11 protein-coding genes are annotated in these 11,786 nt (G+C 68.6%); 3 read left to right on the top strand and 8 right to left on the bottom strand.

Annotated features, from left to right (window positions below):
• Positions 1 to 110: 110 nt before the first annotated feature.
• From AC0KUR_RS01615 to AC0KUR_RS01625, 3 genes are all read right to left on the bottom strand, one after another.
• Complete coding sequence (locus tag AC0KUR_RS01615; RefSeq protein WP_473375248.1) at positions 111 to 2,243, bottom strand: TonB-dependent copper receptor; 2,133 nt, start codon at positions 2,241 to 2,243, stop codon at positions 111 to 113.
• Positions 2,244 to 2,326: 83 nt separating this feature from the next.
• Entirely contained in the window at positions 2,327 to 2,695 is a 369-nt protein-coding gene (locus tag AC0KUR_RS01620) for a DUF2946 domain-containing protein (protein WP_124668841.1), read from the bottom strand.
• Between the two features lie 156 nt (positions 2,696 to 2,851).
• Entirely contained in the window at positions 2,852 to 3,388 is a 537-nt protein-coding gene (locus AC0KUR_RS01625; RefSeq protein ID WP_034185773.1) for a cytochrome b, read from the bottom strand.
• A gap of 216 nt (positions 3,389 to 3,604) precedes the next feature.
• Between AC0KUR_RS01625 and AC0KUR_RS01630 the strand changes: the two genes are divergently transcribed.
• On the top strand, positions 3,605 to 4,243 hold the full coding sequence (locus AC0KUR_RS01630; protein WP_034185978.1) for a Pr6Pr family membrane protein: 639 nt from the start codon (positions 3,605 to 3,607) through the stop codon (positions 4,241 to 4,243).
• Positions 4,244 to 4,291: 48 nt separating this feature from the next.
• On the opposite strand, the gene AC0KUR_RS01635 is transcribed toward AC0KUR_RS01630, so the two are convergent.
• Positions 4,292 to 5,023: a LysM peptidoglycan-binding domain-containing M23 family metallopeptidase gene (locus AC0KUR_RS01635; protein ID WP_059558375.1), complete on the bottom strand. Its 732-nt coding sequence runs from the start codon at positions 5,021 to 5,023 to the stop codon at positions 4,292 to 4,294.
• Positions 5,024 to 5,467: 444 nt separating this feature from the next.
• On the opposite strand from AC0KUR_RS01635, the gene AC0KUR_RS01640 reads away from it, so the two are divergent.
• A complete protein-coding gene (locus AC0KUR_RS01640; RefSeq protein ID WP_034185771.1) occupies positions 5,468 to 5,788 on the top strand; it encodes a hypothetical protein in 321 nt (106 codons plus the stop codon).
• A gap of 112 nt (positions 5,789 to 5,900) precedes the next feature.
• Here AC0KUR_RS01640 and AC0KUR_RS01645 read toward each other — a convergent pair whose 3' ends face one another.
• From AC0KUR_RS01645 to AC0KUR_RS01660, 4 genes are all read right to left on the bottom strand, one after another.
• Positions 5,901 to 6,242 carry a DUF4148 domain-containing protein gene (locus AC0KUR_RS01645; protein ID WP_034185770.1) on the bottom strand — a complete coding sequence of 114 codons (342 nt, stop codon included), beginning with the start codon at positions 6,240 to 6,242 and terminating at the stop codon, positions 5,901 to 5,903.
• A gap of 200 nt (positions 6,243 to 6,442) precedes the next feature.
• Positions 6,443 to 7,855, bottom strand: a complete 1,413-nt coding sequence (gndA, locus tag AC0KUR_RS01650) for an NADP-dependent phosphogluconate dehydrogenase (protein ID WP_049031130.1) — start codon at positions 7,853 to 7,855, stop codon at positions 6,443 to 6,445.
• A gap of 97 nt (positions 7,856 to 7,952) precedes the next feature.
• The gene (locus tag AC0KUR_RS01655; protein ID WP_473375249.1) at positions 7,953 to 8,594 is read right to left on the bottom strand and encodes a DUF938 domain-containing protein; all 642 of its coding nucleotides are present in this window, start codon (positions 8,592 to 8,594) and stop codon (positions 7,953 to 7,955) included.
• The gene (locus AC0KUR_RS01660) at positions 8,591 to 9,487 is read right to left on the bottom strand and encodes an NAD-dependent protein deacetylase (RefSeq protein ID WP_069705019.1); all 897 of its coding nucleotides are present in this window, start codon (positions 9,485 to 9,487) and stop codon (positions 8,591 to 8,593) included. Before AC0KUR_RS01660 ends, AC0KUR_RS01655 begins: the two co-directional genes overlap by 4 nt.
• A 1,092-nt stretch (positions 9,488 to 10,579) precedes the next feature.
• Between AC0KUR_RS01660 and AC0KUR_RS01665 the strand changes: the two genes are divergently transcribed.
• Positions 10,580 to 11,539: an LLM class oxidoreductase gene (locus tag AC0KUR_RS01665; RefSeq protein ID WP_473375250.1), complete on the top strand. Its 960-nt coding sequence runs from the start codon at positions 10,580 to 10,582 to the stop codon at positions 11,537 to 11,539.
• Positions 11,540 to 11,786 lie beyond the last annotated feature (247 nt).

The raw sequence follows: 11,786 nt of genomic DNA on the forward strand, positions 1-11,786 counted from the left end.
AACGTTTGCGCCCTGACTAGATACGGTTCTCTAATCGGTTGACGCGCCCCGCCCGTTCGGGCGGGGCCGCGTTCACGCGCAGGCATGCTGCAATGCACACGCGCCGCGCGCTACAGCTTCGCGCTCACGCGCACCCACGCGGTCCGGCCCGGTTCCATCACCGGCGCGTTCGCCGGATAGCCGAAGCCCGCGTTGCCGGCAAGGTTCAGATGTTCGGTGTAGGCCTTGTTCAGCACGTTGTCGACGCCGACCGAGACCTGCACGGTCTTGCTGACGTTGTATTGCGTGTGCAGCGACAGCACGCCGAATCCGGCGCTCGGGCCGAAGTCCTTGCCGACCACGTTGCCCTCGTTCAACGCATAACGATGCTGCGGCGCAACGATCCGCCACAGGCCGCCGGCCGACCATGCGCCGCGCGTGTATTCGAGCCCGATGCGCGCCTCGAGCGGCGGCATCTGCGGCAGCGGATCGCCGCTCGCCACGTTGCGCCCCCACGCATACGCGAGCGACGTCTCGACGCGCAAGGGCGCCACCGGCCGCCACGACACGCCCGCTTCCCCGCCCATGATCTGCGCGTTGACGTTGGTCGCCTGCGTGGTCGCACCCATCATGCCGGCCGCGTAGTTGAACAGGATGAAGTCCTGCACGTAGCCCGCATACGCCGACACCCACGCGTCGAACCGGTCGCTCTTGTACTGCGCGCCGATGTCGACCTGCGTGGTCTTCTCCGGCTGCACCGCCGAGAACGCGTTGACCGAACCGGCCGGCCCGCGCGTCGCGGAGAACAGTTCCCAGTAGTCGGGATAACGCTCGGCATGACCGATCCCCGCGTACCACGTGACGGGCAGCGACGCGAGATCGCGCTCGTAGCGCACGAAGCCGCTCGGCAACACGCGCGAGCGATCGTCGTCGAAGGTCGGGTTCGGCTTGCTCATCATCATCCCGCTCTTCATCGCGCGCTTGTCGCGAGCGCCGGCGTAGTCGATGCGCGCGCCGCCGATCACGCGCGACACTTCGCTCGCATACCACGTCAGCTCGCCGAACGCGCCCGCGTTCCACATCATCGCCTGCGCGTCCCACGGCTGGTCGCGGTAGTTCTGCTGCCCCATCGACGAGCGCGAGTCGAGCCGGTTCGATTGCGCGTCGACACCCGTCACGAGCTTGAAGTCGTCGCCGAAACGGAACGTCGCGGCCGCGCGCGCCCCGACCGTACGGCGCCGCACGTCGGCCGCCATCCGCATCGGCATGCTGCTCGACGGGTCGGGCTGCCGCAACGTGTAGTTGTCCATCACGTGATCGGCTTCGTTGTAGTACACGCGCGCCTCGATCCGGTCGAGCACGTCGCCGAGGTGGCGCTTGTCGAACGACAGCCCGAACGTCTCGCGGCGGAAATGCGCGCCGTCCATTCCGCGGCCCGCGTAACGCGCATAGCCGTCGCCGGTGCCGGCGGTCAGCTCGACACGCGTGTGGTCGTCGGGGGTCCAGCCGAGCGCCGCGTCGGCGTTCCACTTGTCCCACTGCGACGGCACCGTGTTGCCGTTGCCGTCCTTGTAGTCCTGCGAATGCGCGTGGTTCGCGCTCACGCGGCCGTAGACGTCCGGCGTGCCGGCCGTCAGATCGAGGTTCTGGTCGTTGCGGCCGAACGATCCGCCGACCAGGCTGCCGTCGAAGCGCATGCCCGGCCGCTCGAAACGCGGCGTCACGCGCTCGAACAGCACGGTGCCGGCCGATGCGCCGGGACCGTACAGCACGGTCTGCGGCCCCTTCACGACGGTGACCTTGTCGTAGCTTTCCGGCGCGATGTACGACGTCGGCGCATCCATCCGGTTCGGGCATGCGCCGAGCGTCGGCATGCCGTTCGCCAGGATGTTCAGCCGCGAACCGAACATCCCGCGCAGCACGGGGTCGCCGTTCGTGCCGCCGCTGCGGATCGACGTGAAGCCGGGAATCGTCTTCAGGTAATCCGCGCCGTCGCTGGCGGGCAGCGGCTGGCGCGGCGCCTTCGGATCCGTGACGACGACGAGCGGCGTCGACAGCGGCGACGCGACGACCTCGACGGGCGGCAGCGGCACGGCCGACTCGTTCACGGGCGCGACGTCCGCACGCGCCGTTTCGGCTGCCGCGGCAGTCGCGGCCAGCGCGCCGACGGCCAGCGCGGGCACGGCAAGTTTCAACATTCGCGGCACGCGCCGCGCACGGGTATTGCGTGACGCCCGCGGCGCACGCAACTGGAAATGGGTCATGATCGAAAGCCCGAGTGACGCCCTCCACGCGGCCGCGACGGGCCGCACGGATATCGGCGGGAGTAGGAACGGAGAACAGCGCGTCAGGCGCGCTCGGGCGGTGCGCGTGGATACGCGCGCGGATAGCGGTCGGCGCGCGCCGCGACGACAGGCGGCGCGGCGGCGGAAACGAAAACGGCGGGAACGGAAGCGAACGACGCGGCGGCAGGCGCGCCGAGCGCGGGGCTATGAGCGAAGAAACCGCAGTAGCCGCACGCGTCGAGATGCAGCGCATGATCGTGCATGCCGCGCGCATCGGCCGGCCGATGCGCGCCATGCTCCGTACTGCAGACGATTGCGTCCGGCGTGGCCGCCTGCGCGATGCGCCACTGCGACACCAGCGGCGCCGCGATCGCGATCCAGATCGCGAGCACGCCGAGCCAGGCGGTCAGGTGACGATGTCGATGCAGCATGCGCGGCGGCGAGTAAGCGGAATGTAAAAGCAGCCGAGATGTTACAGAATGTTCACCGCGATGGCCAGTCACCCATGCCGGTAAACGGAGCGAGGGCGCATGGTTGTCGACACAACCATGCGCCCCCGCCCGCGAGACGCGCCATGCACGCGGCGATCAGGGCGCCATGCGCCGCAGCACGTCGTCGCGCCGGATGAAGTGGTGGTACAGCGCGGCCAGCGCATGCAGGCCGATCACGAAGTAGAACGCGTTGCCGATCAGTTCGTGCGCTTCCTTGATCGTCGGCCGCAGCGCCTTGTCGGGGCCGACCAGCGTGAACGACACGCCGAGCCAGTCCAGCGACACCGGCTTGCCGCCCAGGTTGATCATCATGATGCCGAGCAGCGGCTGCGCGAGGATGAACACGTAGAGCGCGACATGCGCGAGCTTCGACAGCCAGCGCAGCAGCGCCGCCTGCGGCACCGCTTCCGGCACGCGGCTGACGACGCGCCACAGCACGCGCAGCACCGACAGCACGAGTACGAACGTACCGGCGGTGAGGTGCACGTTCATCCAGAACGCGCGGCTGTCGCTGCCCTTCGGGCCGCGGATCTCGATGGCCAGGTAGGCCAGCGCCACCAGCACGAAGATGGCCCAGTGGAAGAAGATCGCGGGCGAGCTGTAGCGCGTCTGTTTCGCGAGGATGTTTCTCATGCGTCGTCTCGTGTTGTATGCGGGGAGGCGCGCGGGCGGCAAGCGGCCCCGCGCCCGACAAAGCTTTCGCGATTGTAGCCGCACGGGCGTCCGGTTTTACGCGGCGCGGTCAAATATCCGACGAATCGCCGGCGCGCCCCTCATATGGAAAGTCCGCATCGCGCACGCAAACGGCTGTGGCACGATGAAGCTTTGGTGCGACGGCGCGCGGGCATCATGAGCAAGGCGTTCTTCGTTGCGGCCTATCGGCTGACCGCCGCGTTGCTCGCGGTATCCACCACGCTGCACAGCGTCGCCGACTACTGGCGCCTGCCGGACTTCCATCTCGGCAACTATCTCAGCTACTTCACGCAACTGAGCAGCCTCTACGCGGCCGCGATGCTGGCCGCGGGCCTCTGGCGCATCGCCCGCCCCGGCTCGGCCCGCTACGAATCGATGCGCGGCGCCGCCGTGCTGTACGTGCTGATCACCGCGATCGTCTACGAACTCCTGCTGGCGCGGCTCGATGCGCTGCGCCATGTCACGCCGGCGTTCAACAACTGGGTGCTGCACCGGATCGTGCCGCTCGTGATGCTGTGCGACTGGCTGTACGTGGAACCGCGCCGGCCGATCGCGCGAAGCAGCGCGTTCGCGTGGCTCGGTTTTCCGGTCGTCTATCTCGGCTATACGCTCGTGCGTGGCGCGTTCGAGAACTGGTATCCCTACCCGTTCGTCGATCCGCGGCCGCACGGCTACCTGCCGGTCGCGATCCAGTGTTCGCTGATCGCGCTTGGCGCGGCGGCGCTCGCGCTGGGTATCCGCTGGCTCGGCAACCACGCTAGACAGTCCGGTACCGCGACGCTCGGGGAAGGATGAAGGCGGGAGCGTGTGCGCCGCCCGGCGCACACGGGGTCATGCAGGCCGTCAGCCGCCGTTGCGCGGCAGGAAGTTCATCGGATCGACGACCTTGCCGTTCTGGCGGACTTCGAACTCGAATGTCGATCGACCGCTCGCGTCGGTGCCCATCTCGGCGACCGGCTGGCCCTGGCGGACCGCGTCGCCTTCGTTGACGAGCAGCTTGCCGTTGTGCCCGTAGGCCGTGATGAGGCCGTTGTCGTGCTTCAGGATCACGAGCGGGCCGTATGCCTTGACGCCGGACCCGGCGTAAACCACCCGCCCGTTCGCCGCGGCCCGCACCGAGTGGTCGGGCCCGGACGCGGCGATCACGACGCCGCGTGTCTTGCCGGCCGCGAACGGCGTCGCGACGACGCCGGTTGCCGGCCACGCGAGCGAGCCCGGCGCGGCCGCGGCGGGCGGCTGCCCGGGCGACGGCGCGGCGGACGGCGGCGCCACGCGCAGCACCTGGCCGGGCGACACGGCGTCGGTCGGCGCCATGTGATTCCAGCTGGCCACGTCCTGCACGCGTTGCCCGTAGGCACTCGCGATGCCCGCGAGCGTATCGCCCGGGTTCACGCGGTAATAGCCGGCGATCACGCCCGGCGTCGCAGCCGACATCGGGGTCGACTGGCGCGCCGGTTGCCAGTTGTCGGTCCACGGCGTCAGCGTACAGCCCGACAGCGCGACGGCGGCAGCGACGAGCGCCGCCTGCGGCAACCAGCGCGTCAGCGCATCGTGGATGGGAATAGTTTCTCTCAAGGGTCCTCCCGGATTTGCGTCGCGACGCCGCCCACCGCCCCCCGGTGCGCGACGCACGATGTCCGGCCGGACGGCCGGACCAATCAGTATCCGACCGCTCGCGCGGCCGTCAGTTTCCACAGCGGAACGTCCGCGCGAAGGGGCTCACCGGCCCCTTTTTCGCACTTTCCAGTGTCGTCCCGACCGGCAAAGATACCATTTGTCGCGGTCAGGACCGCGTCGGCTGCCGGTTCCGGCAACAATCTTGCAGCGCCGCGCGGGCGTGGCGGCGGCCTGCGAGCCGCGCCGGGCGGGCCGTCCGGCGGGCTTCAAGCGGGCTTCGGGCGGGTTTTCCACCCGCGCCGCCGCATGCGCAGCCCATCCCGTCGCCGTCACATTCCCCGCTTCGATCGCCGCCTATACTCGGTGATGCAGCGCGATCCAATGACAACGAGGAGCATGACAATGAACAACGCGACGTTTCTTTCCGTGCAGCTCGACGCCGACGATTTCGCCGGCTCCAGCGGCCTGGTCGAACTGCTCAACCGGCACCTGCTGTTCGCGACCGATGTCGCCGAAGCGGCCGATGCGCTCGTCCAGCTGGCGAGCGTCGCGCACATGACGGGCGCCACGCGCCACAGCGTCGAGCTGCCGATCCTCGCGATCGAACGGCTGCGCGACGCACTCGACACGCTGAGCGGCTACGATGAAACGTGGCTGCAGGTGCTGGAACCGGCCGAAGCGCTGTTCCGCGATATCGGGCGCGGCCGCCGCCCGCTGCATTGAGCGCCGGCGCGTCACGCGCCGCCAATGAAAACAGCCCGCCGTTCCGCATGACGGAACGACGGGCTGTTTGTACTACAGAGGGTCGGATCCGGCCGCCGGGGCGGCCGCACCATTAACGACCCTTGTAGACCGGTGCGCCGTCAGCGATACGCTTGACTTGCCAGCCGGTCTTTGCAGCAGCCGGAGCGCCCGATTCTTGCGCGGCGGCCGGTTGCGCGCCGTAGCCGGTCGTGTCGGCAGCGGCAACGTTTTGTTGCGGGTTCAGACGTGCTTCGGCAGCCTGGATGCCTTCCGGGTAGTTCGTGCGGTCGCTGCCCAGCTTGTAGCCGGCCTGCTGGACGGCGACGAGATCGGCCTTCACCTGTGCACGGGTGACGGGCGCGTTTTGGGCAAACGAGACGGCGGGAACGGCGAGGACAGCAGCTGCGGCGAACGTTGCGATCAGCGATTTCATGATTACCTCCGGGATTTTTTTGCTCCGCCGCACACACCATGTCTGCAGCGATGGAACAGAGTTTAGTCCCGGCAGCACCTAGGGAAAACCATGAAAGAACGAAAACACTGTTTCCCCGGAGCCAACAATGTCGGCATCCGGGATAGAAAAACCCTATTCAAAGAATAGATTTTCGCAACAATGCCGCCCCCACGCGCCGGTTACGACCAGTTCGCGTGGAAGCTGCCCGGCTGGTCGGTACGCTCGAACGTATGCGCGCCGAAGAAGTCGCGCTGCGCCTGCACGAGGTTCGCCGGCAGCCGCTCGGAACGGTAGCTGTCGAAGTACGCGACCGCCGACGCGAACGCCGGGACCGGCACGCCGGCCTTGACCGCGGCGACCACGACGTCGCGCAGCGCCGTCTGGTAGTTCGCGGCGATGTCCTTGAAGTACGGGTCGAGCAACAGGTTCGCGAGCGCCGGATCCTTCGCGTAGGCGTCGGTGATCTTCTGCAGGAAGCGCGCGCGGATGATGCAGCCCGCGCGGAAGATCTTCGCGATCGTCCCGAGATCGAGGTTCCAGCCGTACTCTTCCGACGCCGTGCGCAGTTGCGCGAAGCCCTGCGCGTACGAGATCACCTTGCTCAGGTACAGCGCGCGGCGCACCGCTTCGACGAACGCGGCGCGATCGCCGTCGAACGGCGCGGCGGCCGGGCCCGACAGGATCTTGCTGGCCGCGACGCGCTCGGTCTTCAGCGACGACAGCACGCGCGCGAACACCGACTCGGTGATGAGCGGCAGCGGCACGCCGAGATCCAGCGCGTTCTGGCTCGTCCACTTGCCGGTGCCCTTCTGCGCGGCGCGATCGAGGATCACGTCGACGAGGTGCTTGCCGGTCTCCTCGTCCTTCTTGCCGAAGATCTTCGACGTGATCTCGATCAGGTAGCTGTCGAGTTCGCCCTGGTTCCATTCGGTGTACACCGCGCCGAGTTCGTCGTTGGTCAGGCCCGCGACGTCCTTCAGCACCGAGTAGCTTTCGGCGATCAGCTGCATGTCGCCGTATTCGATACCGTTGTGGACCATCTTCACGTAGTGGCCCGCACCGTCCGGGCCCATGTACGCGACGCACGGCTCGCCGTCCGACGGCGCCTTCGCGGCGATCTGCTTGAGGATCGGCTCGACGAGGTCGTACGCGTCGCGCTGGCCGCCGGGCATGATCGACGGGCCGCGCAGCGCGCCCTCCTCGCCGCCCGACACGCCGGTGCCGATGAAGTGCAGGCCCGACTGCGCGAGTTCCTGGTTGCGGCGGATCGTGTCGGTGAAGTGCGTATTGCCGCCGTCGATCAGCACGTCGCCCTTCTCGAGCAGCGGCTTGAGCGACGCGATCGTCGCATCGGTCGCCTCGCCGGCTTTCACCATCATCAGGATCCGGCGCGGCGTTTCCAGCGACGCGACGAATTCTTCGAGCGTATAGGTCGGCACCAGGTTGCGGCCGGGGAATTCGGCGATCAGTTCGTCGGTTTTCTCGCGGCTGCGGTTGTACACCGACACCGCGTAACCGCGGCTCTCGATATTGAGTGCGAGATTGCGGCCCATCACCGCAAGTCCGATCACACCGATTGCTTGTTTGCCCATTAGTCAATTCTCCGGAAAAAACGGGGCGCGACCCGAACCGGGCCGCGCGCACAGGCGAAAGGATAGTGGAAACCCGGCGTCGATGCGCGCCGGCGTGTCATTGCTCCGCGTGCGGCAACCGCCGGAACACGACGCTCAGGTTGTTCGCCGGCATCTCGACGACCTCGATACAGTCGAGCCCGCGATCGAGGCCGAGCGCGACGACGGTCTCGAGATCGCGCACGCCCCACGACGGGTCGCGGCTGCGCAGCTGCAGGTCGAATGCCTCGTTCGACGGCGCCGTGTGCCGGCCTTCGCGGCGGTACGGACCGTACAGGAACAGCACGCCGCCCGGCCGCAGCAGCCGCGCCGCGCCCGCGAACAGCGCTTCCGTGCAGGCCCACGGAGAAATGTGAATCATGTTGATGCAGACGATCGCGTCGAGCATCGCGACCGGCCACGATGCCTCGCGCACGTCGAACGCCAGCGGCCCGGCGACGTTCGCGAGGCCCGCATGCGCGATCCACGCGGCGATCGAGTGCCGCGCCTGTTCGTCGGGGTCGCTCGGCTGCCAGCGCAGGCCCGGCAACGCCTGTGCGAAGTGGACGACATGCTGGCCGGTGCCGCTCGCGATTTCGAGCACGCTGCCGCTCGCCGGCAGCACGCGGCGCAATACGTCGAGGATCGGCCCGCGGTTGCGTTCGACCGCGGGCGCCAGCAACCGCGCGGCGGGATCGGGCGAAGACGGGGCGCCGGTCACGATGCATGCTCCACGGGGTTGCCGCCAAGCCCCAGACGGGCCGTCAGTGCGTCGAGCGCCGGCGCGCAACGCGCCTCGACCTTCAGCGTGAGGATCGGATCGGCGCGCGTATGGCCGAGATTGAGCGCGGCGACCGGCTTGTGCTGCGCCTGCGCCCACACGCAGAAGCGGTAGCCGGAATACACCATCAGCGACGAACCGACGACGAGCAGCGCATCGGCCGCGTCGAGCGCCTGCGACGCCAGCGCCACGCGTTCGCGCGGCACGTTCTCGCCGAAGAATACGACCGCCGGCTTCAGCAAGCCGCCGCATGCGGGACAGGCCGGCACCCGGAACGTGTCGAGCGCGGCCCATTCGAGGTGCGCGTCGCCGTCCGCGGCCGGCTCGGCCTGCGCGCCCAGCAGGTCGGGATTGTCGGCCTCGAGCACCGTCTGGATCGTCGCACGCGCATGGTGTGCGCCGCATTCGAGACAGGTCACGCCGTGGATCCCGCCGTGCAGTTCGATCACGTCGTCGCTGCCCGCGCGCTGATGCAGGCCGTCGACGTTCTGCGTGACGAGGCGCTCGATCCGGCCCGCGCCGCCGAGCCGCGCCAGCGCGGCGTGCGACCCGTTCGGTTGCGCGCGGCCGACGACGGGCCAGCCGATCATGCTGCGCGCCCAGTAACGCCGCCGCGCGGCATCGGAACCGAGGAATTCGTGAAGCTGGATCGGCGGCGAGCGCATCCACTGGCCATTGCGGTCGCGATAGCCGGGAATGCCGGAATCGGTGCTGATGCCCGCGCCGGTCAGCACGAGCAGGCGCGGATGCCGCTCGACGAACGCGTGCAGCGCATCGAGCGCGGCCGGGTCGACGCCGGCGGTTGAGGAGTCGTGCAAGGCTGTGTCGTTCATGTTGGCAACGCGTGATCGGGCGCGGGGGCCGGCCGTGCGACCGCACGAGCGGCCCGCGCGCCAACACATGATACATAACGCCGCCCGATCCAGCCGGCGGCCCCGGGGGCAAAACCGGCGCACAAAAAAAGACGCCCATTCGCCGCTCGGCGATGGGCGCTTCAACAATTGATCCATCGGGGTAGTGGATCAACTGACAGCACAAAGTTGCGACGTCCGCCATGCAGCCACCGGCGAACGCTTCCCCTGGACTACGCGTGTTCCACGATGCTGCGCCGCGTCGCGCCACCGGCGCTTCCGTGCGGTCCGGGTCAGGTCCGCCACGCCGCAACGCGCGGCGCGCGAACGCATCCGCCACGCGACGACTCGCGTTGCGCGACGGCATGACGGTCCGGGATCCAGGCCGGTGCCATCCGCATGCATTCGGGGCTCATCCCCGACGGCCGACCGTCGCCGGTCGGCCTCGTGCATCCCGCGTGCACGTCGTCGTTCAGAACGAACCCGATTGCTCGGATGGAACGGAAAGCCGCGCGCTCACGTCGCCGCACGTAACGGCGAAGCGAATACCCTGGCAGGTCGGCGATTCATGTTTGCAACACGCCACGTTGCGATTCGGTCTCTTTTCATTCTCTTGTCCCCGTCTCCGATGCGTCCGACCTACTGAAGCGATCGCCGGGCCGACTACGCCCCCGCGATCACACTCACGGCCCCTACAGATATGCAAGGAGCGCACCATGCTTCGCGCGGCAAGGCCGCGCGGGCACCTGCAAGGCGGTCCGAAAGGATCGCGCACCGTCAGGAAGCGCGAACGTTTCGAAACTGAAACGCCCGCCGGCACGGGGCGATGGCCGGCCTTGCGCGTGGTCGCGCTGCAGCGGGCACCCGGGCGGGGACCGGCGCGTTGCGTCCGCGCGCCGCGGACAATCGTCCTACCATCGTCGCGCCCCGGCCTCGCTCGGCACGGCGTGACGCTGCGAATCGCGTAGCGCCGGGGACGGCGCATGTCGCACGGCTCGCGCGTTGCGCAAACACGCTAGCATTCGGACACGGAACGCCGCGCGTCCGCTTTTGCATCGCCCTCGAGGATCCGCCATGACCACGCCCGCCCCTGCCCGCCCCGACGTCGCTCGTCGCGTCTTTTCGGACGGACGGTTATCGATCGGCCTCACGCTGCCGCTGCTCCGCAGCGGCCGTATCGTCGCCGACTTCAACGAGCAGCTCGAACTCGCCGAGCTGGCCGATACACTCGGCTTTCGCGCACTGTGGATTCGCGACGTGCCGTTGAACAGCGCCGACTACCCGGACCCGGTCGGCCATCTCGACCCGTGGGTGCTGCTCGGTGCACTGGCATCGCGCACGCGGCGGATCGCACTGGCAAGCGGCGCGATCGTACTGCCGCTGCGACATCCGCTGCACATCGCGAAAGGCGCGCTGTCGGTCGCGACGCTGTCGGGCGGACGTTTCATCCTCGGGCTCGGCTCCGGCGACCGGCCGCCCGAATACGCGGCGTTCGGCATCGACGCGGAAACGCGTCGCGACCGCTACCGCGCACACTGGGAGGTCGTCGCGGCCGCGCTGGGCATACCGTCACGCGTGCTGCCCGACCAGGCGCCGCCCGACGCCCCCGAATTCACGCTGCTGCCGAGCGGCGACGATGCGGTGCCGATGCTCGCGGTCGGCTCGGGCGGACAAAGCGTCGACTGGATCGCGCGACACGCGATCGGCTGGATGACGTACCACCGCGATCCGGACACGCAGCGCGCCCGCCATTCGATGTGGCGCGCGGCGGTCGACCGGCTTCCCGCGCCGGAATTTCGCGCGTTCGGCGTGTCGATGCGGCTCGACCTCGCCGCGGACCCCGATGCGCCGGCCACCGCGCTGTCGCTCGGCTACGCAACCGGGCGCCGTGCGCTGGTCGACATCCTGCAGGACATGCGTGCGGCGGGCACGCATCATGTCACGCTGAACCCGGGATCGGACCGACCCGTGCGCGAGGTCATCGAGGAAATCGCCGAACACGTGCTGCCGGTCTTGCACGACGAACATGCCTGATTCATCAGGAAACCGAATTTATCCGATGCGTCGCACATGATCGGGCGAATGCGCACGTGGCAGGGGATTGCCCGTGCCCGACGGCAAACGGGCGTGACAGGCATCTTGCGATTCGGCAAGCCGTGCCCGCCCGATTGCCGGACCATCTGGAGCCGGCACCGGAGATTTGCCTGCGCGAGCGCACTGCAAACGCCCGCGCCGCCTTGGGGATGCCCGATTCGAATCGTCGTCGACGGAACTATTCGCG

This window comes from Burkholderia sp. YHN3-13, assembly GCF_055810675.1.